26 protein-coding genes are annotated in these 26,190 nt (G+C 53.8%); 12 read left to right on the forward strand and 14 right to left on the reverse strand.

Features of this window, described 5'->3' with window-relative positions:
* The coding region (gene dnaJ, locus RSA72_RS00840; protein WP_332621104.1) for a molecular chaperone DnaJ at nucleotides 1-1,078 on the forward strand (1,078 nt) is incomplete at its 5' end.
* Between the two features lie 61 nt (nucleotides 1,079-1,139).
* Here the strand turns inward: dnaJ and RSA72_RS00845 are convergent.
* Complete coding sequence (locus RSA72_RS00845) at nucleotides 1,140-2,777, reverse strand: PglL family O-oligosaccharyltransferase (RefSeq protein WP_332621105.1); 1,638 nt, start codon at nucleotides 2,775-2,777, stop codon at nucleotides 1,140-1,142.
* Between the two features lie 209 nt (nucleotides 2,778-2,986).
* Here RSA72_RS00845 and dapB point away from each other — a divergent pair, with 209 nt between their 5' ends.
* Together dapB and RSA72_RS00855 are read left to right on the forward strand one after the other, a co-directional pair.
* Nucleotides 2,987-3,808 carry a 4-hydroxy-tetrahydrodipicolinate reductase gene (dapB, locus tag RSA72_RS00850; protein ID WP_332621106.1) on the forward strand — a complete coding sequence of 274 codons (822 nt, stop codon included), beginning with the start codon at nucleotides 2,987-2,989 and terminating at the stop codon, nucleotides 3,806-3,808.
* A 59-nt stretch (nucleotides 3,809-3,867) separates the two neighbouring features.
* On the forward strand, nucleotides 3,868-4,512 hold the full coding sequence (locus RSA72_RS00855) for an SRPBCC family protein (RefSeq protein WP_332621107.1): 645 nt from the start codon (nucleotides 3,868-3,870) through the stop codon (nucleotides 4,510-4,512).
* Nucleotides 4,513-4,529: 17 nt separating this feature from the next.
* Here the strand turns inward: RSA72_RS00855 and RSA72_RS00860 are convergent, their stop codons facing one another.
* A complete protein-coding gene (locus RSA72_RS00860; RefSeq protein WP_332621109.1) occupies nucleotides 4,530-4,946 on the reverse strand; it encodes a hypothetical protein in 417 nt (138 codons plus the stop codon).
* Nucleotides 4,947-5,045: 99 nt separating this feature from the next.
* On the opposite strand from RSA72_RS00860, the gene RSA72_RS00865 reads away from it, so the two are divergent.
* Entirely contained in the window at nucleotides 5,046-6,485 is a 1,440-nt protein-coding gene (locus RSA72_RS00865) for an aminotransferase-like domain-containing protein (protein ID WP_332621110.1), read from the forward strand.
* On the opposite strand, the gene ahr is transcribed toward RSA72_RS00865, so the two are convergent.
* The 12 genes from ahr to RSA72_RS00925 all read right to left on the reverse strand — a co-directional run bounded on the left by ahr (nucleotide 6,482) and on the right by RSA72_RS00925 (nucleotide 16,975).
* Complete coding sequence (ahr, locus tag RSA72_RS00870) at nucleotides 6,482-7,504, reverse strand: NADPH-dependent aldehyde reductase Ahr (RefSeq protein WP_332621111.1); 1,023 nt, start codon at nucleotides 7,502-7,504, stop codon at nucleotides 6,482-6,484. The genes RSA72_RS00865 and ahr overlap by 4 nt on opposite strands.
* 15 nt (nucleotides 7,505-7,519) lie before the next feature.
* Entirely contained in the window at nucleotides 7,520-8,092 is a 573-nt protein-coding gene (locus RSA72_RS00875) for a DNA-3-methyladenine glycosylase I (RefSeq protein WP_332621112.1), read from the reverse strand.
* A gap of 17 nt (nucleotides 8,093-8,109) precedes the next feature.
* A complete protein-coding gene (locus tag RSA72_RS00880; protein ID WP_332621113.1) occupies nucleotides 8,110-8,355 on the reverse strand; it encodes a hypothetical protein in 246 nt (81 codons plus the stop codon).
* A gap of 16 nt (nucleotides 8,356-8,371) precedes the next feature.
* Entirely contained in the window at nucleotides 8,372-8,914 is a 543-nt protein-coding gene (locus RSA72_RS00885; RefSeq protein ID WP_332621114.1) for a M23 family metallopeptidase, read from the reverse strand.
* A 57-nt stretch (nucleotides 8,915-8,971) separates the two neighbouring features.
* Nucleotides 8,972-10,000, reverse strand: coding sequence for an A/G-specific adenine glycosylase (gene mutY, locus RSA72_RS00890; protein ID WP_332621115.1), 1,029 nt, complete (start codon nucleotides 9,998-10,000; stop codon nucleotides 8,972-8,974).
* A gap of 201 nt (nucleotides 10,001-10,201) precedes the next feature.
* Nucleotides 10,202-10,561 (reverse strand): HIT family protein, encoded by a 360-nt coding sequence (locus tag RSA72_RS00895; RefSeq protein WP_332621116.1) that lies wholly within the window; start codon nucleotides 10,559-10,561, stop codon nucleotides 10,202-10,204.
* A 56-nt stretch (nucleotides 10,562-10,617) separates the two neighbouring features.
* On the reverse strand, nucleotides 10,618-11,358 hold the full coding sequence (locus RSA72_RS00900) for a dienelactone hydrolase family protein (RefSeq protein WP_332621117.1): 741 nt from the start codon (nucleotides 11,356-11,358) through the stop codon (nucleotides 10,618-10,620).
* 194 nt (nucleotides 11,359-11,552) lie between these two features.
* The gene (locus tag RSA72_RS00905) at nucleotides 11,553-12,245 is read right to left on the reverse strand and encodes an FKBP-type peptidyl-prolyl cis-trans isomerase (protein ID WP_332621119.1); all 693 of its coding nucleotides are present in this window, start codon (nucleotides 12,243-12,245) and stop codon (nucleotides 11,553-11,555) included.
* Between the two features lie 51 nt (nucleotides 12,246-12,296).
* Entirely contained in the window at nucleotides 12,297-13,013 is a 717-nt protein-coding gene (locus RSA72_RS00910) for an FKBP-type peptidyl-prolyl cis-trans isomerase (protein ID WP_332621121.1), read from the reverse strand.
* A 243-nt stretch (nucleotides 13,014-13,256) separates the two neighbouring features.
* Entirely contained in the window at nucleotides 13,257-15,449 is a 2,193-nt protein-coding gene (locus RSA72_RS00915; protein WP_332621122.1) for a polysaccharide biosynthesis tyrosine autokinase, read from the reverse strand.
* Nucleotides 15,450-15,467: 18 nt separating this feature from the next.
* Nucleotides 15,468-15,896, reverse strand: a complete 429-nt coding sequence (locus RSA72_RS00920) for a low molecular weight protein-tyrosine-phosphatase (protein ID WP_332621123.1) — start codon at nucleotides 15,894-15,896, stop codon at nucleotides 15,468-15,470.
* Complete coding sequence (locus tag RSA72_RS00925) at nucleotides 15,896-16,975, reverse strand: polysaccharide biosynthesis/export family protein (RefSeq protein ID WP_443098265.1); 1,080 nt, start codon at nucleotides 16,973-16,975, stop codon at nucleotides 15,896-15,898. Before RSA72_RS00925 ends, RSA72_RS00920 begins: the two co-directional genes overlap by 1 nt.
* A gap of 697 nt (nucleotides 16,976-17,672) precedes the next feature.
* Here RSA72_RS00925 and tviB point away from each other — a divergent pair.
* The 8 genes from tviB to RSA72_RS00965 all read left to right on the forward strand — a co-directional run bounded on the left by tviB (nucleotide 17,673) and on the right by RSA72_RS00965 (nucleotide 26,173).
* Nucleotides 17,673-18,950, forward strand: coding sequence for a Vi polysaccharide biosynthesis UDP-N-acetylglucosamine C-6 dehydrogenase TviB (gene tviB / locus RSA72_RS00930; RefSeq protein WP_332621125.1), 1,278 nt, complete (start codon nucleotides 17,673-17,675; stop codon nucleotides 18,948-18,950).
* Nucleotides 18,951-18,964: 14 nt separating this feature from the next.
* Nucleotides 18,965-19,993, forward strand: a complete 1,029-nt coding sequence (locus RSA72_RS00935; protein ID WP_332621126.1) for an NAD-dependent epimerase/dehydratase family protein — start codon at nucleotides 18,965-18,967, stop codon at nucleotides 19,991-19,993.
* Nucleotides 19,994-20,000: 7 nt separating this feature from the next.
* Entirely contained in the window at nucleotides 20,001-21,515 is a 1,515-nt protein-coding gene (locus tag RSA72_RS00940) for a lipopolysaccharide biosynthesis protein (RefSeq protein ID WP_332621127.1), read from the forward strand.
* A gap of 4 nt (nucleotides 21,516-21,519) precedes the next feature.
* Nucleotides 21,520-22,617 carry a glycosyltransferase gene (locus tag RSA72_RS00945; RefSeq protein ID WP_332621129.1) on the forward strand — a complete coding sequence of 366 codons (1,098 nt, stop codon included), beginning with the start codon at nucleotides 21,520-21,522 and terminating at the stop codon, nucleotides 22,615-22,617.
* Nucleotides 22,618-22,694: 77 nt separating this feature from the next.
* Nucleotides 22,695-23,780, forward strand: a complete 1,086-nt coding sequence (locus tag RSA72_RS00950; RefSeq protein WP_332621130.1) for a glycosyltransferase — start codon at nucleotides 22,695-22,697, stop codon at nucleotides 23,778-23,780.
* Complete coding sequence (locus RSA72_RS00955; protein ID WP_332621131.1) at nucleotides 23,777-24,916, forward strand: glycosyltransferase family 4 protein; 1,140 nt, start codon at nucleotides 23,777-23,779, stop codon at nucleotides 24,914-24,916. Before RSA72_RS00950 ends, RSA72_RS00955 begins: the two co-directional genes overlap by 4 nt.
* Nucleotides 24,916-25,524: a sugar transferase gene (locus RSA72_RS00960; protein ID WP_332621136.1), complete on the forward strand. Its 609-nt coding sequence runs from the start codon at nucleotides 24,916-24,918 to the stop codon at nucleotides 25,522-25,524. The genes RSA72_RS00955 and RSA72_RS00960 overlap by 1 nt, the downstream gene beginning before the upstream one ends.
* Entirely contained in the window at nucleotides 25,517-26,173 is a 657-nt protein-coding gene (locus RSA72_RS00965) for a NeuD/PglB/VioB family sugar acetyltransferase (RefSeq protein ID WP_332621132.1), read from the forward strand. The genes RSA72_RS00960 and RSA72_RS00965 overlap by 8 nt, the downstream gene beginning before the upstream one ends.
* Nucleotides 26,174-26,190 lie beyond the last annotated feature (17 nt).

Genomic DNA, 26,190 nt, shown 5'->3' on the forward strand with positions numbered 1-26,190 from the left:
TAAAACCGCTAGTGATGATGAAATTAAAAAAGCCTACCGTAAGTTGGCGATGAAGTATCACCCTGACCGCAATCCGGACAATCCGGAAGCGGAAGACAAATTCAAGGAAGCGGCCGAAGCCTATGAAGTGCTGTCGGACGGCGAAAAGCGCAGCATGTATGACCGCATGGGCCATCAGGCCTTTGAAGGCGGCATGGGCGGCGGCGCTGGCGGCGGCTTTGGCGGTTTCAGCGCGGAAGATATCTTCAGCCAGTTTGGCGATATCTTCGGCGGCGCATTCGGCGGCGGCGGCCGCGGCCAGCAGCGCGCGCGCCAAGGCTCAGACCTGCGCTATGTGATGGAGCTGACGCTGGAAGAAGCGGTTAAAGGCGTGAAAAAAACCATCACCTTTACCGCGCCGGCGCCATGCGATGCCTGCGACGGCAAAGGCTCTAAAAACCCGAATGATGTGGAAACCTGCCGCACCTGCCACGGCGCAGGCCAAGTACGCATGCAGCAGGGCTTCTTCTCGGTGCAGCAGACCTGCAGCACCTGCCGCGGCCAGGGCAAAATCATCAAGAATCCATGCGGAAAATGCCACGGTTCAGGCGTGTCGGACCGCCAGCAGACGCTGGAAGTCACCATTCCAGCCGGGGTGGACAACGGCGACCGCGTGCGCTTAAGCGGCAAGGGCGAAGCCATCCGCGGCGGCCAGGCCGGCGACCTGTATGTGGAAGTGGTGGTGCGCGAGCATGAAATCTTCCAGCGCGACGGCGCAGACCTGTATATGGACGTTCCGGTCAGCATTGCCGACGCCGCTTTGGGCAAGGAAATTGAAATTCCGACCCTTGAAGGCCGCGTCAGCCTGAAGATCCCTGAAGGCACGCAAACCGGCAAAATGTTCCGCCTGCGCGGCAAGGGCGTGAAGCCGGTGCGCAGCAGCATGCAGGGCGATTTGCTGTGCCGCATTGTGGTGGAAACGCCAGTGAATTTAACGGCGCGCCAGCGTGAACTGCTGAAAGAGCTGCAGGAAACTATGGACGGCGAAGGCAGCGGCTCATCGCCGAAGAAAAAATCATTCTTCGGGCTGTTTGATTAAGCCGGCCCAGCCCTAAAAAAAAATAGCCTGCAGTCTGCAGGCTATTTTTTTATCTTTAAGCTTATTGCGGCTGCTCTTTGATCAGCTCGCTCCAGCTCAGCTCTTTCTTGTGAATGGCTTTCAGGCGCTGAAGCTGATGCCGGGCTTCCGCTTCATGGCCATTGTAGGCCAGCATTTTGGCATACTTGACCAAATGGTATTGGGTCGGATAGCTGCGCACCAGTTTTTCAATCTCATCCAGCTCCGCCTGCGTCATTTTGCTGTAGGGGTTGATGCGGATGAAATCAATGCGGTGGTCAAATTCGCTCAGCAGGTAAATGCGCTCATTGCGGGTGATTTTTTCCGGGGTTTTCTCATAGGCCGCAGCCTGATTCAGCTTCGGCACCAGCACCGCGTAATCGCGGTAAATGACCGCCAGCAGCATCAGGCCCATGGCGAAAATCAGGCGCATGGCCGCCGGAGGCAGGGTCAAAACAGCAGTATCGGTTTTCTGCGCCTGAACCGCGCCTAAAATAAAGCCGGCCGGAAGCAGGAAATAGGCATAGTTCTGCGGAAATTCCAGCATGGCATGGATGATGAACACTCCAGCCATCAGCAGGCCGATTACGGATTCGGCAGAATTGGCGCGCTTATGCAACTGCCAGCCCCAATAGCTGAAATAGGCCAGAAACGGCAGGCCGGTCAGCAGGCCGTTCCAGAGCAGGAAGTCCAGAATGAAATTGTGCGCGCTGCGGATCCAGACCGGGCCCTGAAAGGTATCGCTGATGCTGACAAAGGCGCTGCTGGTCTGATACCAGCCGTAGCCGAACCATGGCTGGGCCGCTATGGCGTGCAGCATCTGCTGCCAGATGGCCAGGCGCGACATATCGCCGCCGGCGCGCTCTGCCAGTTCGCGGCTTTCAATAATCTGCACATCTGAAGCCTGCGCAATCCACTGGCTGATGTGCGGCAGGAAGAAAATCAAGGCTGCAAAGGCGGACAGCCAGAGCAGGTTATAGCGCCAAGGCAGGCGGATGACATGCCGGCACTGCTGATAGGACAGGTAGGCCATGATGCACAGGCAGGCCACCCAGGAAGTGCGCGACTGGCTCAGCGCCGCGCCGATTAAAATCGGGGCCGCCGCCAGAATCAGCCACTTGGCCGGCAGGCGCCTGGTTTCATGCAGATACAGGCAGGCCATCAGCGCCATCAGCAGGAAGGTGCCCATGTTGTTGGGCTGGGCAAAGTTGGCGAAGGGCCGGGCATTGCCGTGAATATCCATCATGATGGCGGTCAGCTGGCTGTCCAGATTCAGCCACTGGCAGATGGCGATCAGGCCTGTGCAGACCCCGCCAGCCAGAAAGGTGTAGCTTAAATAGGCGAAGGTTTTTTCCCTTTGGCCTGAATCCCGGCACAGGCTGAAGCCTATCGCCACGGCCAGCCCAAAGCCGAAGACATACAGAAAGCCCAGCAGCGCAATGCTGAAATAATACACCTGGCCAAAAGCGAACTGAATCAGCGGAACAAGCGCCAAGCCGAACAGCGGCAGCGCAATTTTCGGCAGCTGCAGCGGCTGCTTCAGAAATGCAGCGGCCAGGGCAAACAAGGCAAAAAAAGCGTACAGTTCGCCGGTATAGGTGGCCCATGGGCGGTAGTGGATGGGCAGCAGCCAAGCTAAAAATATGCATAGGGCAGCGCCGGCAAACAGTAGGTTCTTCATGCCTGATCATCGTGGAAAAAACCGGCTTATGATACATCGAAATGCAGCGCAGCATTTAAAAATCCGGCAATTGCCCGCTAGGCCGGCTGCATCCGCTGAGGCCCGTATAGGGCGGTGATAATTTTCAGGATTTTTTTGCGCTGAACTTAGCCAAGCTCAGGAGTTTTGCTATAGTAAGAGCAATTTCGAATCAGCATCAGGAAAATGTTATGTCAGCAAACCCGCGTATTGGCGTATTGGGCGCAGGCGGCCGGATGGGGCGCATCTTAATTCAGGCGGTGCAGCAGGCGGGCTATCAGCTGGCGGCGGCGGTTGGGCGTCCGGAAAGCAGCCTGGTGGGCGCAGATGCCGGCGAGCTGGCGGGCATTGGCGCATTGGGCGTAAAAGTTTCCGGCAGCCTGGAAGACGTCCTGCAGGACTGCGATGTGGTGATTGACTTTACCGCGCCGGCTGCTACCGCGCAGCACCTTGCGCTTTGCCGCCAGGCTGGCGTGGCGATTGTGATCGGCACCACGGGCATGAACGATGAGCAGAAAGCCCATCTGGATGAAACCGCGCAGCACACTCCGGTAGTTTACGCCGCCAACTATTCTGTCGGCGTCAATGTTTCGATTAAGCTGCTGGAGCTGGCGTCCAAAGTGTTTGGCGACACAGTGGATATTGAAGTGATTGAAGCGCACCACCGCCATAAAGTCGATGCGCCGTCCGGCACGGCATTGATGATGGGCGAGGCGATTGCGGAAACGCTTGGCCGCGATCTGAAGCAGGACGCCGTATACTGCCGTGAAGGCCACACCGGCCCGCGCGAGCGCCAAAGCATCGGCTTTCAAACCATCCGCGGCGGCGATATTGTCGGCGAGCATACTGTAATGTTCATTGGCGAAGGCGAGCGCGTTGAAATTACCCACAAAGCCACCAACCGCATGAACTTTGCGTCCGGCGCAGTGCGGGCAGCCGCCTGGGTGGTGGGCCGCGAAGCGCGCAAATACGACATGAAGGACGTTCTGGGCTTCAATGATATTCAAGCCTGAAGCCGGCTTCAAACTGCTTTAAAATAACAATGCAAAACTAAAATAAGACGAAGAATGCAATGAAAAAAATCCTACTGCTGGCCTGCGCCGTGGCCTTAAGCGCCGCAGCGCTGGCCAAGCCTGCAGCGCCTGCCACGCTCAGCATTAATAAAAACAATATCAAGGTCTGGACTTTTCAGGACAGCCAGAATCCGGTTTTCATGTACAAGGCGGAAACCACGCTGAATGTGCCGATTGAGCAGGCGGTGGCATTAATTCTGAATGTCGAGCATGCGGCGGACTGGGTGCCTTATCTGGGCAGCGTCAAGCTGCTGTCCAGAGATGATAAAAAGGGCGAATTCCAGCTGTATATGGTGCTGGATTTCCCCTTTCCGCTGCAGGACCGCGATTTGATTGTGCAGGGCACGATGCGCAAGGACGCGCAGGGCATTGTCAGCATTCAGAATAAGGCCGTGAAGAAAAATGCCCAGCCGGACAGCACTTATGTGCGCCTCAGCCAGTATGAAGGCGACTGGACTTTTCAGAAATTAGGCCCGCAGAAGGTCAAAGTTTCCACCTACGGCTATGCCAATCCCGAAGGCGCTATTCCGCTGCCGGTGGTGAATATGTTCGTGCAGCAGCAGCCCTATCAGATGCTGCAGAAAATGAAGGCGGAACTGGCCAAGGGCAATGCGCAGCCGGCATTGCCAGAAATTTTGAAATAAGGCGCTGCACAGCGCCGCTAGCGCGGGTTCAGGCTGAAGGCCGTCAGCGCTTTCAGCTGCGCTGGTTCCGGCAATTCCACGCTGAGCAGTGGCCGCGCATTTTGCTGCTGCGGGCCGGACAGCTGAATTTGAAATTTCCGGGCTGATGTCTGCTGGCAGGCAAAATGCAGCTTCTGCTGCTGCGGCATCACGTTTACGCTATGGTCTAGCCGGGCTTTATAGATATACAGCCCGCGGCTGGCAGCGCCCTGCTGCGCCGGCTGAATCTGATCCAGCTCATACTGCTGCAGCTGCTGCGCTGTTAAAAAGCCCTCAATCAGCGCCTTGCAGACAAAATTCCGCTGCTTTGCCTGCGCATTTCCGGCTTCAGGCTGGCAGGCCGCCAAGCCTAAGCAGATGATCAAAGCATTTGAAGCTGCTGTTATTTTTTGCATGAAAGGCGCTGTCCTGTACTGAAAAACTGTACAGCCAGCTTAAATCTGTTAATTTAACGGGTACAGATACAGCAAATATTAAAAAATGGGTACAGCAAGATGGCGGCGTTTCAGTATCAGCTTCTGGCGCAGCAGATTGCGCAGAAAATTTACCGCGGCGAAATCAGCGCGGGGCAGCGCCTCAGTTCGCTGCGCCAGTTTGCGCAGCAGCAGCGGATCAGCCTGAATACCGCAAAAAGCTGCTATGAATGGCTGGAAGCGCAGGGCCTGATTTATGCAAAAGCAAAATTAGGCTACTTTGCGCAGGCTCAGGCGCAGAATCAGCCCATTGCTGTGCCGGATCACCCGGATTTTCAGGCCAATGCGCGCGATGTTTCGAATCTGGAGCTGCAGATTCAGATTCAGGCCGCGGCCATCAACAGCCAGCTGATTCATTTAGGCTCCATACAGCTTTCGCCGAATTTAGTGCCGGCGGAGGCTTTGCGCCGTTCCATTCAGCGCGCTTTAAAGCACAGCAGGCCTGAAGATTTCCTCTACAGCGACCGGCAGGGGCATGCCCAGCTCAGGGAAGCCCTGTCCGCGCACTGGGCCGAGGACGGCTTTCACATCGCGCCGGAGCAGGTCTACATCAGCAACGGCTGCATGCCGGCGCTTTCGGTGGTGATCCAAAGCCTGACGGCAGAGGGCGACAGCATTATTGTGCCGACCCCCAACTATAATGGCCAGCTGCAGCTGCTGGCCCTGTTAAAGCGCAAAATCATCGAGATTCCAGCCAATACAGGGGGATTTGACTTGGCGCGGCTGGAGCAGGCGATGCGGCATTCAGGCGCAAAAGCCTGCCTGCTCACGGCGAATTTTCAGAATCCTTTGGGCTTCTGCCTGAGCAATGCGGACAAGGAAAAAATCGCCCGGCTGGCAGCCCAGTATCAATGCCATGTGATTGAAGATGACATCTATGCCGAATGCAGCTTCACAGCCGCAAGGCCATTGCCGATTCAGTACTGGGACCATGCCGGCTATGTCATTTACTGCGGCTCGGTGTCGAAATCGCTGTCTTCGGCTTACCGCGTCGGCTGGTTCTGCATGCCGCAGCGCCTGCAGCATCTGCATGCCCGGCTGATTACGCAGAATGTTTCCGTCAATACCCCGCTGCAGCTGGGGCTGGCGGACTTGATTTACAGCCGCGCTTACCGCCAGCATTTGGCGCTGCTGCGCCCGAAGCTGATGCAGCAGGCGCAGCAGTACCGCCAGTTCATCATTCAGGCCTTTCATGGCGCCGGCCTGCGCCTGAATCAGCCGCAAGGCAGCTATGTTTTATGGCTGCAGTTTCCTGCGCAGATCGACAGCATGGCGCTGTACTGCTATGCGCTGGAGCAGGGCATCAATATTGTGCCGGGGCTGCTGTTCGGCGAAGACCGGCGCTACAACAACTGCATCCGCCTGAACGCCGGCCATGAGCTGTCGGCTGAAATTCAGGCGGCGATTCTGCTGCTGGCGGACTGGGTCAGACAGGCCCTGCAGGATGGGCAGGCGGCTTAAAAATCCGCCTGCAGCACAATCCGGTAGCGCGCCTGGCCGGAATGCAGGCGGGCAATGGCCGCGTTGATCTGCGACATCGGATACAGCTCAATTTGCGGCGCGATATTTTTGCGGGCTGCAAACTGCAGCAGCTGGCGCAATGCCGCCGGTGAGCCTGTTGATGAACCCGTCACCGATTTTGCCCCGCTGATCAGCATGCCGGCGGGAATCTGCATCGGCTCCAAAGCCATGCCCAGCATATGCACGGCGCCGTTTGGCGCCAGCGCGGCTAAATAGGCGCTCCAGTTCAGCGTGACATTCACCGTGCTCAGAATCAGGTCAAACTTGCCGCGCTGCGCTTTCAGGGCAGACGCGTCGCGGCTGTCCACTACATGGTCAGCGCCCATCGCCTTCAGCTCAGCAGTTTTATCCGGACTGGAGCTGAAGGCGGTGATTTCGCAGCCCCAGGCTTTCAGCAGCTTAAGGGCGATATGGCCCAGGCCGCCGATGCCGATCACGCCGACATGATGCACCGCCTGAATATTATGCGCCAGAAGCGGGTCAAACACGGTAATGCCGCCGCACAGCAGCGGGCCGGCAGATTCCGGGTCTAAGCCGTCCGGCAGGGGAATGGCCCATTGCCAGCCGGCGCGGACTTTATCGGCAAAACCGCCGGCGTGATTGACAATGGTTGCAGTTTTGCCGCCGCTGCATTGCACTTGCCGGCCTGAAATGCACGGCGCGCAATGCTGGCAGCTTTCCGCCGTCCAGCCGATGCCGACGCGCTGCCCCAGCTTTAAGCCTTTGGCTTCAGCGCCCAGCCGTGTGACGGTGCCAATGATTTCATGGCCCGCGACCGCAGGGTAGACCGAAGACTGCCAGTCATTCTGGATGACGGAAAGGTCGGAATGGCACAGTCCGCAGTATTCGACTTTGACTTCAATCTGATGCGGCAGCAGTTCGCCGGCGTCAAACTGATAAGGCTGCAGCGCTGCGCCGGCCTGCATGGCGGCGTAAGCGCGGATAAGATTGCTGGACATAGCGGGGCTCCTGGCTTATTCGGCATTCAAGGGGGATTTAAAGCTGCAGTGATTTTCGTGGTCATTGACCATGCCCACCGCCTGCATAAAGGCATAGCAGGTGGTCGGGCCAACGAATTTGAAGCCCAGCTTCTTTAAGGCTTTCGACATCAGCAGGCTTTCCTCTGTCTGCGCCGGGGCCGCTTTATAGTCCGGCACATCATTGTTCAGGCTCTGCTGCCGGGTAAATGACCAGAGCCACTGCGCAGGATCGGTATTTTCCCGCTTCATCCGCTCCCAGGCGGCGGCATTGTCGCGGATGGCTTTCAGCTTGCCGATATGGCGGATCAGGCCGGCGTCCTGCAGCTTGCTTTCTAAAATGCTGTCGCTCATGGCGGCGATATCGGCAATGCTGTGCCGGAAAAAGTGCTGCCGGTAAGCTTCGCGCTTTTTCAGCACGGTAATCCAGGACAGGTCCGCCTGCTGGCCTTCCAGGCACAGCATTTCAAATAGATGCTGCTCCTCATATACCGGCCGTCCCCATTCGTGGTCATGGTATTGCATATAAAGCGGGTCATTGGAACACCAGCCGCAGCGCTGCAGCGTCATAAGCACTCTCCCTGAATTTAAAGCTGGAATGCAGCCCATTGGTCATGCTTATTGTCCCAGTAAAATAAAGACGCCTGATCCAGGTCTGCAAACTGAATCCAGACATCCTTGCCGGATTTGTCGGCATAGCCGGTGCTGATCAGCAGGGCTTCTTCGGTAATTTCCATAATCCAGCCCTGATGGCTTTGCCCGGCTAAGACGATTTTCTGCTGATTGCCTGATTCTGCAAATTCGACTAGGCGGTTGATCAATGCTTCTGACATGCATAATTCCTGATAATTAGCGTAAATAGGGAAATGGGTTGACTGCGCCGCGCCCTTTGCCGTCCAGATAAATGCCGTAATGCAGATGCGGCGCGGTATGGCGCGCGTTGCCGCTGTTGCCGACATAGCCGATGAGGTCGCCTTTTTTAATGCTGTCGCCGACATTCAGCCCGCGCTTATGCCCGTCCAGATGCGCATAATAATGCCATGATCCGGCCGGGCCGATGATCCAGACCACTTTGCCGCCCAGATTATTGCTGCGCAGGTCGGCAATCAGGCCATCGGTCGCGCTGTAGACTTTGGTTCCACGTGGAGCCAGGATGTCGATGCCCTCATGCGCGCGGCCCTGGCTGCGCGATGCGCCCCAGGTGTCCTGCAGCGCCTGGCGCTGGGCATTGCCGACCGGCAGCGGCAGGCTGCCGGGCAGGCGCATGCTTTTCAGCTTCTGCAGCTGAGCGGGCGGCAGGCCGCCGGAAGCAGGGCGCTTGGGCGCCGAGGTGCAGGCGGCGAGCAGTAAAATATGCAGTCCGAGAATGGCAGCAGCGGTAAGGCGCGGCACGGAATTTTTCCTTTCTGTAGTTATTGTCAGCGCCTCATTGGGCTTGCCCTGACTATGTCACAGATTCACTGCAGAGATCAATTTTTTCATGGCAGCCGGAATGCCCAAGGCCGTGGCGCTTTCCGGGCTGAGCCATTGCCCGTTCAGCTCTATGGCCAGATGCTCTTTCTGATCTTCCGGCGCATGGAAGGCCAAGGCTTCCAGCTGCCAGGTGAAATGGGTAAAGCTGTGCGAAATGCGCGCGCGCGCCGCCACCGGCTTCAAGCCAAAGCCCTGCGCAGCCTGCTGAAGTTCCTGCGCCTGTTCAAAAACCGGCAGGCTCCATAGGCCGCCCCATAAGCCGCTGTCCGGGCGCTGCTGCCAGAGCCATTCACCGCCTGAACACAGCAGCAGCACTTGGCCGTCTTTCACCGGCACGGCTTTTTTCGGCTTTTTAAACGGCAATTCGGTTTCCCTGCCTTGCTGATGGGCTTGGCAGCGTTGCTGCATCGGGCAGTACAGGCACAGCGGCTTTTTCGGCGTGCAGACGGTGGCGCCTAAGTCCATAATGGCTTGGGTATAGTCATGATTGCGGCTTTCCGGGCACAGCTGTTCTGCCAAAGCCCACATGGCGCGCTCAGCCTGCGGTTTGGACAGGTCATCTTCAATGGCGGAAAACCGCGCCAGCACCCGCTTGACATTGCCGTCCATAATCACGCCGTACTGGCGCAGGCCCAGCGACATCAGCGCGCCTGCAGTGGAGCGGCCAATGCCGGGCAGCGCAATCCAGCCGTCCAATGTATTTGGGAATTCCCCCTGGCGGGCCACAATGCCGGCAGCCTTGTGCAGATTGCGCGCGCGGGCGTAATAGCCCAGCCCGGCCCAATAGGGGGCGACATCATCCCAGCTGGCCTGGCCCAGATCCTGCACTGCCGGAAAGCGCTGCATGAAGCGCTCAAAATACTGCAGCACAGTTTTGACTTGGGTCTGCTGCAGCATGATTTCAGAGACCCAGACTCTGTAAGGGTCATCCGCGGTCTGCCACGGCAAGTCATGGCGGCCGTGCACGTCAAACCAGGCCAGCAGGGCATCAGAAAATACAAACATAAAGCAGGACAGCACGCAGGAAAACTGCTTCAGTATACATGGAATTATTGAGTGAAATTTCCGCCGGGGCGGAATAATCCGGAAAAACGCTCATCCGGATAAAGCATTTGGAATGCGGCCGCGCAGGCTGGCGGCCTGAAGGGAAGGGCTAAAGCAAAGCGCAGCAGGGCTCCGCGGGGAACCCTGCTGCGCCGGCGGGGATCAGCCGCTGAAGCCCCAGCGCGCGTCCAGCTGCAGGGCCTGATTTTCATAGCGCGGGATAATATGGATATGCAGATGCTCATCCGCTTGGCCAAATACCGCGCCGTCATTGAAGCCGATATGAAAGCCTGCCGGATGGTGCAGCATGTTTAATTCATTGCGCGCCTGTTCCAGCAAAGACAGCAGGCTTTTGCGCTCCTTGTCGGTCACGTCAAAAAAAGAGCTGACATGGCGCAAAGGAATAATGATGCAATGCCCTTTGGATAGGCTTTTCGGTTCCGGCAGCACGACGCCAAAATCATTTTTTGCAATCACTTCATATTCATCATAATTGCAGTATGGGCAGTTGTTGTCAGTCATCGTTTTCTCCTCCAAAGTTATTGAATTTATTTCCGCCAGCCAGGCATGAGGTTGAGTCAGGCGCCAAGCTGGCGCGCCAGCAGCGCATACATGGCTTCCAGGCCCTGCTGTTCAGCGGTGGCGTTATAGCCTAAATCAACGCCGTTGGCCTTGGCGCGCTCGTCCGCTGCAGGATTGCTGAAGCCGTGCTTGGCATCGGCAAAAATCAGCACTTCGTGCCTGACTTTGGCGGCCTGCATTTCTGCGCGGAAAGCCGCTACATCATCCAGCGTCACCATGCTGTCCAGTGCGCCGTGCATGACTAAAATTTCCGCCTTGACCGTGCCTTCCTGCGCCGGCGCTTTCGGCGCCAAAGCTGCATGGAAAGTCGCAACCGCCTGCAGATCTGCGCCGGAGCGGGCTAAATCCAGCACGACTTTGCCGCCGTAGCAGAAGCCGATTGCTGCCAGTTTAGCCGGATTTGCTTCAGGCTGCTGCGCTAATGCGCTTAATCCTGCAGACGCGCGGGTCACAATTGTTTCCGGGTCAGCAAAAGTCTGCATCATCCAGTCCGAAGCTTCGCTGGCCTGTTCCGTGACTTTCTTGGCGCCATACATGTCAATCGCCAAGGCTGCATAGCCATGCTGCGCCAGTTCGCGCGCGCGCTGCTCGGTATATTCATTGCGGCCCCACCATTCCGGCGCCACAATCACGCCGGGAACCGGCGCACTGCTTTCCGGCGCGGCGAAATAGCCGATCAGCTTTGCGCCGTCGGCGGCGGTGTATTCAATTTCACGGGTTTTTATTGTCAGCGCCATAGGTCAGCCTCTGTTATTTTGGAATAGCATGATTAAAGCATAATAAGATGATTTTATTTATGAAACTTTACCTAATGGCTGCATTTGATGCAGCCGGTGCGGAAATGGCAAAAGGGCAGCAAAGGCATGAACAGCCGCTGCAGATAAAAGCCTGCAGCGCATGGCTGCGCTGCCGCCGCAAAAATTGCAATGATTTATTTCGGTGCCACTTCAAGCAGCTCTACATCAAAAATCAGCGTGCTGTTCGGCTCAATAACATCGCCTGAACCGATTTGCCCATAAGCTAAATTGGCGGGAATAAAGAAGCGGTATTTTGCGCCTTCCTGCATCAGCTGCAGGCCTTCGCTCCAGCCCTGAATCACTTGGCTGACCTGAAAGCTGGCGGGCTGATTGCGCGCAATCGAGCTGTCAAACACGGTGCCGTCAATCAGGCGCCCTTCATAGTCGACTTTCACGGTTGAATTGGCCTTCGGCGTTTTGCCTTTGCCCTGCTGCAGCACCTGATACTGCAGGCCGGATGCTGTGGTTTTCACTCCGGCCTTTTTGGCATTTTCCGCGAGGAATGCGCCGCCGGCTTTTGCATTCTGCGCCGCTTTGCGCTTCAGCTCAATCAGCTGCTTCGCCTCAGCCTGCTTTTTATACTGGGTCAGCACGCGGGCCATTTCCTCATCGCTGAGCGCTGCGTCTTTGCCTTGAGAAGCGGCTTTCAAGCCTTCAATAAAAGCGTCTACATCCATATCTTTCATGGCGTCTGCATTGCTGCGGCCCATTAAATAGCCGAAGCTGTAGCCGACTTGTTCCGCTGCGCTGCTTTTAGCGCTGATGTCTTTGGCATAAGCGCTGCCGGCGCAGAGCGCAAGGCTGAGCAGGGTGATTTGAATTTTCATAAGGGCTTCTCAAATTATAAAGGAGAGCCTGCGCTCTCCTTGAATTTTTTGTTATTTCACTTTAATCAGTTCAACATCGAAAATCAAAGTGCTGTTTGGCGGAATTGTGCCAGGAACGCCCTGTTCACCGTAGCCCAGCTGTGACGGAATATACAGCGTGGCTTTGCCACCTTCCTTCATCAGCTGCAGGCCTTCAGTCCAGCCCGGAATGACTTGGTTCAATGGGAACTCAATCGGCTCGCCGCGGTCAATGGAGCTGTCAAAGACTTTGCCGTCAACCAGCTGGCCTTTGTAATGCACGGTAACCATTGAATTGGCTGCCGGCTGCTTGCCGCTGCCTTCCTGAGTGATTTTGTACTGCAGGCCTGAAGCCGTGGTTTTTACCCCCGGTTTTTTGGCATTTTCCGTCAGGAAAGAGTCGCTGCTGGATTGCGCCTGCTTGGACTGATCTTGCTGCTTCTGCTGCATTTCCTGCTGGAACTTCACATAGGCCTGCTGCAGCTCTTCTTCGGTATAGGCCGGCTTGGCGCGCGCATGCCCGGCGCGTACGCCAGTCACGAAACTGTCAATGTTCAATTCCGGCGGCGTCTGGTGCGCGACTTCATAGCCCAGCGCATAGCTGATTTTCTCGACCGCCGAGGCGTTGGCAGCGGGCTGCGTAGAAGTGGCGGCCTGCACAGCGGGCTTTTGAGCTGTATAGTAATAAACAGGAACAAGCGCAGCACCGCCTAGAACAACAGCGACAGCAATGGGTAGGGCCTTACTCATAAATTTTCCCACAATTATTTTATAGGTAAAAAAGTTGCCGAAATTTTAGCAGACTTTTCCCAGCCGCAGGTTTCTAATATCCTTAGAGCTGAGAAAAATATCATAGTCATATTCAGCCAAGTATTCTATAAAATGCTGAATATATGAAACATTTTTCATACAATGCGCGCCGCGCGGATGCTGCCTGCATTTATCTTCAAAAAATGGCGCAGGCCGGCGGAAAATACCGGCCTGCGGCAGCGGTCAGTCCTGTTCTTTCGAGGCTTTGTAGCCGTAAGAATAGTTGTAGCCGTAACCGTAGCCATAGCCGCCGGTGCTGCGCTGAATATCATTCAGGATGACGCCGTTGACTTTCACGCCAACCTGTTCAAAGCGGCTGACTGTCAGCTCCAGCTCTTTCATCTGCGTTTTCGCATAGCGCGCAATGACTAAGTTCACGCCGGTATACTGCGAAATAATAATGCCGTCCGTCACTGCGAGCACCGGCGGCGTATCAATAATCACATGGTCATACAGTGGCGCCAGCTGTTCCAGCAGGGCTGCGAATTTGGCGGAGCTGAGCAGTTCAGACGGATTAGTCGGGCTTTTACCGCGCGCGATCACGCTCAGGCCGGCAATTTCAGTAGGCTTGATAATCGCGTCCAAATCCTGAATGCCGTTTAAATAATCGGCCAGGCCCGGCTGGTTGTCATGGTTGAAGTATTTATGCAGATAGCCGCGGCGCATATCAGCATCAATAATCAGCACCCGTTTTTCACTTTGCGCCAAAATGGCTGCCAGGTTGGTGGAAATAAAGGACTTGCCGACTTCCGGCGCAGGGCCTGAAATCATGATCAGATTATTCTTGGCTGCGCTCAGGGCAAAATGAATCGCGGTGCGCATGCTGCGCAGGCTTTCAATGGCGATGTCATCGCTGTTTTTAACCGCCAGGACAGGAATATGCTTTTTCTTTTTCAGCAGCCTGATGCGGCTTTCCTGCACCGGCGAGCGCGGCACGGTTGCGTAAACTGGCAGATCCAGTTCATTTTCAATCTGCGAAGAATCTTTAATGCCTGAACGCATCATATTGCGCAGCAGGGCCAGCAGGGTGCCGAGGAAGCCGCCGGCAAAAATTGATAAGATCAGAATAATCAGTTTTTTAGGCTTAATCGGCTTAATCGGTTCAACCGCCTGATCGACAATCCGCACATTGCCGATTTCTCCGGCTTTGGCGATGCGCAATTGCTGGTATGAATTCAGCAGGGCAGTATACAGCTGGGTTTTCACTTCAACTTCGCGGTACAGCTGCAGGTAGCGGCGCTGCAGGTCCGGCAGCTGCTTCAGAGTGCTTTCCAGTTCGCCGATTTTCTTATTCAAGGCGCCCAGCTGCGCATTCATCTGCTGCATCACCGGATGCTCGCTGGTGTATTTGGCGGAAGCCTCTGCAACTTTCTGTTCCAATTCAGCTTTCTGGGTTTCCCAAGCCACGCTCTGCGTCAGGTACAGCTCAGACTCTTTGGTTACATCCACGGTATTGTACTGCTGGCGGAATTTGTTGAATTCACGCTCTGCGGTATCCAGCTGCTTTCTCAAGTCCGGCAGCTGCTCATCCAGAAACTTCAGGGTTTGCGCGCTTTCCGCGGAACGGCGTTCAATATTCTGCTGGCTGTAGGCTGCCAAAATTGAGTTCAGGACTTTGGTGATATGCGCTTTATCCTGGCCTTGGTAATTCAGGCCGAGAATGCCGGTCATTTTGCCTTTTTCCGCCACAGAATACTGCACAAGTATGCTGTCAACGGCTGCCGGCAAGGACTGCTTCTGGATCAAATAGGCATCTTTAAGCTGATCCTGGCTATAAATGGCGATGCGCCACTGCCCCTGCGCCGCCTGCAGCCGGTTGTCAGCATTGACGGCGCCGCTGAACACGGCCTGCTGGTTTCTGGCATCGGTTAAAGTAAATTTATTGCCGTCAAACTGCAATTCCAGCGGCTTGTCGCGGTAGGCTGCCGGAACATCGAATTTGCGTACCTCAAAAGACTTTGCATCGTCTTTAAACACAACTGATTTTGCCTGGTAATCTGTGGCGTAGTGGTGCGGGCTGAACAGCCGGTCGGCGAAGGAATTTTGCGTGCCTGAAATTTTCAGATCCAGATTCAGGCTTTGAATGACGCTGCCTAAGACTAGGCGGGATCTTAAAATTTCGATTTCAGCCTGAGCCGGCTGCTTTTGGTCGATCATATTGGAAAGATCGCCTAAAAGCGCAGCGGATGCGCCTTTGCTTTCTTCGACCTGCACCAAGGCATCGACTGCATAGGTGTCCGGCGTTGCGCGCAAATACAGAAGCGCGCAGACCAGGCTTAAAATGACGCAGAGCGCAATCAGCTTCCATTGCGCAATCAGTGAAAAAAACAGCTCTTTTAAATCAATTGTATCTTCGGTATTGGTATTTTGGCTCATAATGGGATTTCAAAATAGTTAAATATGTTTTTTCCAGTCGGCAGCGCACTGCTGAATCAGCTGGCAGGCCTCGTCAAATACGGATTGCTCATGCCGGTAAGGGTCTGCGATGTTTCTGCCCTGCCAGTGCCCCAGCCGGAATGCTTTGCCTTTGGCAAAAGGCCAGGCCTGCTCAATATGCTTCTGCTGATTCTGGCTCATGACTAAAATTAAGTCCGCCTGCTTGATTAACTCCGCATTCAGCCGGCGCGCAATATGCCCTGACATATCAATATCTAAGCGCTGCATGCACAGCTGCGCCTTGCTGTCGGCGGGCTGGCCAATTAAGCCGGAAATGCCGGCTGAATGGATTTTTAAGTCTGGAAATTCCCGCTTTAAAAAATACTCAGCCATTGGGCTTCTGCAGATATTGCCAATGCAGACCACTAAAATATTCTGAATTTGCATTATCGGCCTAAAGTATCAATTTGATAGAGGACGCTGGAAAACGGAATGATTTGATTGACAATGCGCTGCCAGCGGGCCAGGCCGGAAGCATCGACATAGATAATGTCATTGCTGCGCATTTTGAACTGATTGGCCAGGCCGAAGTCGCCGATGCTGGTTAAATTCAAGTGATAAATTTCAGTCATCGGGTTATTCGGGCTGCTGCGCACCACATAAATTTTTCCGCGGCTGGCCGACAGCGGGTCTAAGCCTAAGCTTTCACCTAGGGCATCGCTTAAAGTCATGCCCTGATCGCGCATAGGCAGGGACTGGTTTTTGCCTGATTCGCCCATCACATAAATTTTCTGATTTTCGCGTGAATTGACATAAAGGGTGTCATCCGGCTGAATCAGCAGCCTATGCAGCGAATAGCCGGATTTTTCCAGTTCGATGCTGTTTAAATTATAAGTTTGGCCTTGGCGGACCAAGGTAATGGAGGTGTTGTCGCCGGATTGCGTATTCACGCCGCCCGCCATGCCCAGCGCTGCATATACGCTTACAGGCTGGTCGCTTAAGGCGAACTGGCCGCCTTTCATCACATTGCCTTGCACCGAAAAACGCTGACCCTGATAGGACAGCACCCGCACAATTACGTCAGGAGTTTTCAAGTAGCGCGCCAGCTGGCTGCGCAGCTCCTGATTGACCTGCGCCAGCGATTTTCCGGCAGCTTTGTAGCGCCCGATAATCGGAAACTGAATATAGCCGCTTTGGTCAATCTGATAGCCGTTGGATTGCACACTCAGCTCATTGTTTATGGCATTGTCTGGCGGGGTGATTTCAGGGTAGGCCCACAAGTAAATAGAGAGAATATCGCCCGGGCTGAGGCTGTATTTTTTATGATGGCCGGCATTGAACAGCTGCGCATAGCTTTGCTGATTGATTTGCGCCGGCTGAACAGCTTGCAGATTTTGCTGAGTAAGCTTGACCACATTAACTTGCGTGCCTAAGTCTGTCTGGTAAACACCCTCATCAGGCAAATCATAAGTTTGAAGGCCTGATGTAACGGCGCAGCCTGTCATTCCTAAACTTAATGCCAACATAATGCTGTAACGGTAGTAACTCACTCGAAAATAAATCCTATTTTATTTATAAAAATATTTGAATCATCAATACGGGCCATTCTACCCAAATCATTCATCTAAAGCAGTCGAATTTTATACCAATAATTATGATTAATATAGGGAAAGATATCACGGCGCTGCTGGGCTGGGCGGTTTTAAAAAATATTCATGCCGGCATGGGGTGTTTGGAGGCAGGCTATCTTTCATAGCCCGCATGGGGCTCTTGGCTGCAGATGCGTCAATTAATGCTGCGCTTTTGCGGTATGGCCTGTTTGCCTCAACTGCGGATAAGCGCTTATTGCGCCCGGGCGGCGGCAGTATGGCGAAAGCCGCGCTTGAAAGCAATTCATTGCTGCGGAAGCCTTCATTAGGCGCGGGCCTATAATGCACAACGCGGCCATACAGGCATGGAAAGGCGCGTATCGCTTTAGATGATCTAAAAGCAAGAGAATGGCGCTGATATGAAATGCGCCTTTATGCTTATTAAAGCCATTTGCTTATTTTTTTGCTGAAAAGCCCTGCCAGCGCTTTTTAATGATTCCGCCCTGTTCACTGCCCGTTTTTTTAATCAGGGGCTGCTGATATTCCGCAATCAAAAAGTCAAATTTCTGCTATATTGTAGGGCTATTTACAACGTCACGATGATTGATAAGACATCATTCGCATAGGCTTCTATATGTTACAACGCTCTGAACTGAAAATAGCAATTATTGGGCTAGGTTATGTCGGTTTACCCTTAGCTGTAGAGTTTGGAAAACAAGTTCCGGTTGTTGGCTTTGATATTCATCAAAAGCGCATTGATGAATTGAAAAGCGGCCAAGATCATACCTTAGAGGTATCGCCTGAAGAATTAAAACAAGCGCATGGTTTAAGCTACACCGCTGATTTAGAAGATTTAAAAAAATGCAGCTTCTTTATTGTGACGGTTCCAACGCCCATTGACCAATATAAGCAGCCTGATTTAAGCCCTTTAATCAAAGCATCAACCAGTATCGGCCAAGTCTTGAAAAAAGGCGATATCGTGGTTTATGAATCTACGGTATATCCTGGGGCAACCGAAGAGGTCTGCATTCCTGAATTGGAAAGAGTTTCAGGTTTGAAATTCAATCAGGATTTCTTTGCCGGCTACAGCCCGGAGCGGATTAACCCGGGCGACAAGCTGCACCGTGTGACGAATATTTTAAAAATCACTTCCGGCTCTACGCCGGAAGCCGCTGAGTTTATCGATCAGGTTTATAACTTAATCATTGAAGCAGGCACGCATAAGGCCGCAAGCATTAAAGTCGCGGAAGCTGCAAAAGTCATTGAAAACACCCAGCGTGACGTCAATATTGCGCTGATTAATGAACTGGCGCTGATTTTCAATAAGATGGGCATTGATACTGAAGAAGTGCTTAAAGCGGCGGGAACCAAGTGGAACTTCCTGCCTTTCCGCCCAGGCTTGGTCGGCGGCCACTGCATTGGCGTTGATCCGTACTATCTCACCCATAAAGCGCAAGCGATTGGCTATAACCCTGAAATTATTTTGGCGGGCCGGCGCCTGAATGACGGCATGGGGGCCTATGTGGTGACTCAGCTGGTCAAAGGCATGCTGAAAAAGCGCATTCAGGTTGAAGGCGCTAAAGTGCTGATTCTGGGCTTAAGCTTTAAAGAAAACTGTCCGGATATCCGCAATACCCGGATCATTGACATCATTAATGAACTGAAAGAGTATCATATCAATGTTGATGTTCATGACCCTTGGGTGGATGCGCAGGAAGCACAGCATGAATACGGGATCAGCTTAGCCGGCACGCTCAGTGCAGGCGCCTATGATGCGGTGATTTTGGCGGTTGCGCATGAGCAATTCAAAGCAATGGGCGCAGAGCAAATCCGCGCGCTCGGCAAAGCCAGCCACGTCCTGTATGACCTGAAATACGTGCTCGCTCAATCTGAATCTGACCTCCGCCTGTAATAGGACATGCCCTTATGAATCAGTATCAGCAGGTATGCGCCAGCCTGAAGGCTGCGCCGAAAATATGGCTGGTGACAGGCGTTGCCGGCTTTATCGGCTCTAATCTTTTAGAGACCTTATTGAAGTTAAATCAGACTGTGGTCGGCTTGGATAACTTTGCAACGGGCCACCAATATAACCTGGATGAAGTGCAGGGCTTGGTTTCTGCGGAGCAATGGCAGAACTTCAGCTTTTATGAAGGCGATATCCGCAGCTTTGAAGACTGTCAAAAGGCCTGCGCTGGCGTGGACTATGTTCTGCATCAGGCCGCGCTTGGCTCTGTGCCGCGCTCAATTGCAGACCCGATCACGACCAATGGCGTCAATATCAGCGGTTTTTTAAATATGCTGACGGCTGCGCGCGATGCCGGGGTTTCCAGCTTCACTTACGCCGCCAGCAGTTCAACTTACGGCGATCATCCTGCATTGCCTAAAGTGGAAGAAAATATCGGCAATCCGCTGTCGCCGTATGCGGTCACCAAATACGTGAATGAGCTGTATGCCGATGTATTTGCCCGCAGCTATGGCTTTAAGGCGATTGGACTGCGCTATTTCAATGTCTTTGGCCGGCGCCAGGACCCGAACGGCGCTTATGCCGCGGTGATTCCTAAATGGACGGCCGCCATGATTGCCGGTGACGATGTCTTTATCAATGGCGACGGCGAAACCAGCCGCGATTTCTGCTTTATTGACAACACCGTGCAGGCCAATATTCTGGCGGCGGCGGCTGATGAAAATGCCAAAAACCAAGTCTACAATGTGGCGGTCGGCGGCCGCACCACATTAAATGACTTGTACCGCGCCATTCAGGCAGCGCTGGCGGATAACGGGGTGAACTACGGCAAGGCCGCGGTTTACCGTGATTTCCGCGCTGGCGATGTGCGCCATTCGCAAGCCAGCATTGCCAAAATTCAGCAGAATCTGGGCTATGATGCGGAATTCAAGATTGCGGAAGGAATCCAGCGGGCCATGCCCTGGTATGTCGCCCATAAGCATTTAGGGTAAATGTTTTGTGGCGCTCAAGCTGAATCTTGCTGTCAACTATCTTAGCCAAATTTATAATGGGCTCATCGGCATTCTGGTCATGCCGGTGTATTTGGCCTGCCTGGGCAGTGAGGCTTATGGCCTGATTGCTTTTTTCACCTTGCTGCAGTCCTGGTTTTATTTGCTGGACGCCGGCTTAAGCCAGACTTTGGTCCGTGAAACAGTGCGCTACAAAAGCGGGCAGCTGCAGGCTGCCTCCTATCAGAAAGTTTACCGCACGATCCACCTGATTTTTTTAGGCCTGTCGATGGCTGCTGTCGCCGTCCTGCTGCTGCTGTCGCAGCAGATTGCCTATTCCTGGCTGAAAATTTCTGCTTTAGCGCTGGATGATGTAAGCAGCTGCCTGCAGATCATGTTTGTCAGCATTGGGCTGCGCTGCCTGGGAGGGATTTACCGGGGGGTATTGCAGGGCTTTGAAAAAATTGTCTGGCTCAGCAGCTTTAATATCATTATTAATACGCTGCGCTTTATTGCCGTGCTGCCGGTCATGTATTTCACTGAGTACAGTATTTCAGTGTTCTTTAAATACCAATTGCTGGTCGCAGTGCTGGAATTCGCAGCATTACTGTTTGCGCATCTGTGCCTGCTTAAGGCAGCGCAGATCACATCGGATAAAAACCAGGCTGCTGAAACGGGCTATCTGAAAAAAGTGATTAAATTCGCGCTGTTTTCCGGGGCGAGCAGCATGCTGTGGGTATTTGTCTCGCAGTCCGACAAAATGCTGCTGTCCGGCATTTTGCCTTTAACTGAATACGGCTATTTCTCCATTGCTGTTTTATTGGCGAGCGTCATTTATATGGTGTCGACTCCCGTCAGCAATGTGATTTTACCCCGGCTTACTGCGCTGCACGCTGAACAGCAGATTAGCCAGCTTAACCGGACTTACCGGCAGGTCGCCCAATTTGTCGCTGTGCTGGCAGCCTCGATTGCAGCGACTGTATTCTGGAATGCTGAAAGCATTATTGCGCTGTGGTCAGGCAATCCTCAGCTCAGCCCGCATGTTGCAGATATCCTGCGGCTGTATATGCTGGGCAATGCCTTTCTGGTGCTGAATGCATTCACTTATTATATCCAGTATGCTTTCGGGCAAATTAAATATCACTTTTGGGGCAATGTCCTTCTGGTGAGCCTGATGCTGCCGGCGATGTATTATGCTGCGCAGCATTATGGCGGAATCGGCGCGGCGTATGTCTGGGTGAGCCTGCATGCATTGTGGTTCTTCAGCTGGACTATTCTGATCAACCGGAAGTTTCTGGAGCAGCCTTTGCGCTGGACCTGGTCGGTATTCAGCATTCTGCTGGGCAGCTTTGTTTTTTCTTATCTTTTGCATAAGGGAAGCTTCTGGCTGCAGCCGCTGCTGGTGAATAAGGCGCTGCATTTAGTCCAGTTGGCAGCTTTTGGCGGATTAGTCCTGCTGTGCGCGCTGTGCTTTCTTGAAGCATTCAGGGAAAAACTAAAAATCTGGCTGAAATTGGGGCACTGACTGAATGAAAGGAACAAAGCTGGCATTTTTTATGCGCTGGGCGCAGGGCGGCGGCGCTGAGCGGGTGATGATCGCGCTGGCGAACCAGTTTGCTGCAGCGGGCTATAGGGTGGATTTTGTCTTTGTGAATGCTCAAGGCAAGTTTATTCAGGATATTGATCCGCGCATCCAGATTGTCGATTTGAAAGCGCAGCGGGCGGTTTTCGCCGGCTGGCATTTTTACCGCTACCTGCGTCAGGAGCAGCCGCATGCCGTTATTTCTGCGCTGAATTATATTAATATTTTTGCAATTTTGGCTGCTTTGCTGATGCCTTCGCATAAACCCAAGCTGATTATTACCGAGCATGGGACTTTGGGGGCAACCAGCAGCAATTTAAAAGGCCGGGCGCGCCTGGTGCCGAAGCTGATGCAATGGCTGTATCCTTTTGCCCAGCATGTGGTGGCTGTGTCCAATGGGGTTGCAGATGATCTGGCGCAGCAGATTGCTTTGCCGCGGAAAAAAATTGTGACGATTTATAATCCGATCAATTTTGCAGGCATTGAGCTGCTGAAAGCGCAGCCGCTGCAGCATCCTTGGGCTGAGCAGGATATCCCGGTGGTACTGGGTGCAGGCCGTCTGGTGGATGTGAAAAATTTTCCTTTGCTGATCCAGGCTTTTCTGCAGGTGCGCAAGACCCGGCCCTGCCGCCTGGTGATTCTGGGCGAAGGGGAAAAGCGCAGTGAGCTGGAAGAGCTGACGCAAGCCAGCGCATATGCTGAAGATATCTGCCTGATGGGATTCAGCGAAAATCCCTATCCATGGATGGCGCGCGCCGACGCATTTGTGCTGAGTTCCGACAGTGAAGGCTTGCCTACGGTGCTGATCGAGGCGATCGCCTGCGGCGCGCCGGTGATCAGCACCGACTGCCCGCATGGGCCGCGGGAGATTCTGCAGGACGGCGCTTATGGAATGCTGGTGCCGGTCAATGATGCGCAGCAAATGGCGCAGGCGATTGCCCATACGCTGCAGCAGCCGGCGCAAAATCAAAACAGCGTGCAGCCTTTATTGGAGAAATTCCAGCAGAGGCGCGCCTTTCAGGCCTATCAGCAGCTGCTGGATTAATTCATTCCAATCGCGCTGGCAGCGCAGATTTTGTTTTATAATGCGCTGTGATTACGCTGTCCCAATGAGATTGTGCCGTGAAGAAAGTTTTGCATATTATTACCAATTTCGCAGCGGTAGGCGGTGCGGAAACGATGCTTTCACGGCTGATCCAGACCCGTCCGGACTGCCGGCATTATGTGGCTGCGCTGATGAATGTCAATGGCACATATCAGGAAGCGCTGCAGCGCTGCGAAGCGCACTATGCGCTGCGCTGGAATGGCCTGAATACCGTGGGCACGATTTTAAAGCTGCGGAAAATCATTCAAGCGGTTCAGCCTGATGTCATTCAGGGCTGGATGTATCATGGCAATGTTCTAGCCAGCCTGAGCGTGATCGGCCTGAAAAATAAGCCGAAGACATTCTGGGGCATTCATCATTCACTGGCTTCGCCCAAAGATGAATCGGCCAGCACCAAAATCGCTTTGGCGCTCAGCAGGGTTTTGGCGCCGCAGCCGGCAGGCATTATTTATTGCGCCCATTCAGCTTTAGAACAGCACCGGAACTTCGGCTTGAACAATGCCAATTCACAGGTGATTGCCAATGGGGTTTTTATTGATCAGCTGCAGCCGAATTTTAAAATCAACAGCCCGGCGGTGATTGGTTTTGCCGGGCGCTACCACGCGGCCAAAGGCTATCCTTATTTATTTGAAGCGATGGCGAAACTGAAAGATGAGCCGGTGATTTTTAAGATTGCAGGGCGGGGCGCGAGCCTGGAAAACCCCGAAGTGAAAGCGCTGTTTGGGCAGCATCAGCTGAGTGCGGATAAAGTGCAGCTGCTGGGCCAGGTCTCGGATATGCCGGCTTTTTATCAGTCCATTGATGCTTTTTTGCTGACCTCCATTACCGAAGGCTTTCCGAATGTGCTGGTGGAAGCCATGGCCTCAGGGCTGCCTTGCATCAGTACGGATGTCGGCGATGCCCGCTACATTGTGCAGGAATTCGGTTCGATTGTGCCGCCGCGGGATGCCGCGGCGCTGGCAGCAGCCGTTCTTGATTATGTCAATTTGGCAGCAGCCGAAAAGCTTGAACTGAAGCAGCTCATCCGCCGGCGGGTGGAACAGGATTTCAGCATTGAAAAGGTCAGCCAGCAGTATGCAGCAGCGTGGAGGCAGCCCGCATGAAGTTTTTAATGATCAGCAGCTTTCTGCCGTCCGCCTTGAACTTCCGCGGCAAGCTGCTGGAAGCGGTGCAGCGCCAAGGTTTTGCTATTCATATTCTGGCGCCTGACCTGCAGGAGTTTCCGGAAGAGCTGAAGCAGCTGCAGGCGCTGGGCTATCAGGTGCATGAAATTCCAATGCAGCGGACGGGCACCAACCCGGTTTCTGATTTGAAAACCTTAAAAGCCATGTACCGGCTGATTGCCAGCATACAGCCGGACTATGTATTGTCTTATACCATTAAGCCGGTTATTTACGGCACATTGGCGGCATGGCTGGCCAAAACGCCACACCGCTTTGCATTGATTACCGGGCTCGGCTATGCCTTTCAGAATATCGAACTCGGCAAGCGCAGCCTGTTCCAGAAAATGGTGCATGGCCTCTATGCGCAGGCGCTGAAGCATGCTGAAAAAGTTTTCTTCCAAAATCCAGATGACTTAAAGCTGTTTCAGGAGATGCAATTGCTGGATGCGCAAAAACCGGCAGTTGTGGTGAATGGCTCAGGCGTGAATGTGCAGGATTTTGAAGTTATGCCATTGCCGCTCAATGCGCAGAATGAGATAAAAGCCTCCTTTCTGCTGATTGCCCGCCTGCTGGGCGATAAAGGCGTGCGTGAATATGCCCAGGCCGCCGCAATCATTAAAGCGCAGCATCCTGAGGCGGAATTTCATCTGGTCGGCTGGATTGATGACAACCCCTCTGCAATATCTGCGCAGGAATTGCAGCGCTGGACAGCAGATAAAACCCTGAATTACTGGGGCAGGCTGAGCGATGTCCGTCCTGCAATTGCCGCCAGTTCGGTCTATGTGCTGCCCTCATATCGGGAAGGCACGCCGCGTACAGTGCTGGAAGCCATGGCCATGGGCCGCGCGGTGATTACCGCTGATGCCCCGGGCTGCCGTGAAACGGTGGTAAATGGCGATAATGGCTATTTGACTGCAGTCAAATCTGTAGATGACTTGGTGCAGGCCATGCAGCGCTTGATTGAAAATCCGGAACGGATCGCCGCTATGGGCCAGCGTTCTCGTGAAATAGCCTTGAATAAATATGACGTGCATCAAGTGAATAAACACATGATGACTGAAATGGGAATGCTGTGATGCTGAAACGCGCCTTGGATATCATCATTGCCTCAGCAGCTTTAGCGCTGCTGTCTCCTGTATATTTTATTGTCGCCCACAAGGTGAAGAAAAACCTGGGCTCTCCCGTGCTGTTCCGCCAGGTGCGCCCGGGATTAAACGGCAAGCCTTTTGAAATGATTAAGTTCCGCAGCATGAAAGATGCCGTGGATGCGCAAGGCCATGCCCTTCCTGACAGCGAGCGCTTAACGCCATTCGGCAAAATGCTGCGCGCCACCAGCTTGGACGAAATGCCGGAACTGTGGAATGTGATCAAAGGCGATATGAGCATTGTCGGGCCGCGCCCGCTGCTGATGGAATATCTGCCTTTATACAATGAAGAACAGGCGAAGCGCCATAATGTCCGGCCCGGCATGACCGGCTATGCCCAAGTGAATGGCCGCAACGCCATCTCATGGGAAGAAAAATTTAAGCTCGACAGCTGGTATGTGGAAAATCAGTCGCTGTGGCTCGACTTTAAAATTATGCTGAAAACCGTGAAAAAAGTGCTGGCTAAAGATGATATTAGCGCCGAAGGTGAAGTGACCGTGACGAAATTTGCCGGTACGCCGGAGCATAAGGATGACTAAGCTCTACGCCATTTACGGCGCTTCCGGCTGCGGCCGCAGCTTAATGCCTGTGGCGCGCCAGCAGCTGGCGCGTGAGCATGACGCCTCGGAAATCGTGTTTATTGATGATGCATTTGCCCAGCAAAGCGCAGTGAATGGCCGCCGCGCCATGAATTACAGCGCATTTAAAGCTGAACCGGCGGCTGAAAAAGCCGTGCTGATTGCGGTCGCCAACAGCCGTGTGCGCGAAAAGCTGGCCCGGCAGCTGGCGCTGGACGGCATTCAGCTATGGTCGGTGCAGGCGGACAACTGCGTGATTATGGATGAGGTGCAGATTGCTGCAGGCGCTGCGCTCAGCCCATTTGTCACCATAGCGTCCAATATTAAAATCGGAAAATGCTTTCATGCCAATTTATACAGTTATGTGGAGCATGACTGTGTCATCGGCGATTTCGTTACTTTCGCGCCAGGAGTAAAATGCAACGGCAATATTCATATTGAAGACCATGCTTATATTGGCGCTGGCGCCATGATTAAGCAGGGCGCGCCGGGTCAGCCTTTAGTGATTGGGCGCGGCGCAATTGTCGGCATGGGCGCCGTGGTCACCAGAAGTGTGCCGGCAGGAGCTGTCGTGGTGGGCAATCCCGCCCGGATTGTTGAGCAGAAATAAATTTTAAAGCTAGGGAA

The sequence above is a fragment of the Acinetobacter sp. genome (assembly GCF_036659555.1).
Taxonomy (GTDB): domain Bacteria; phylum Pseudomonadota; class Gammaproteobacteria; order Pseudomonadales; family Moraxellaceae; genus Acinetobacter.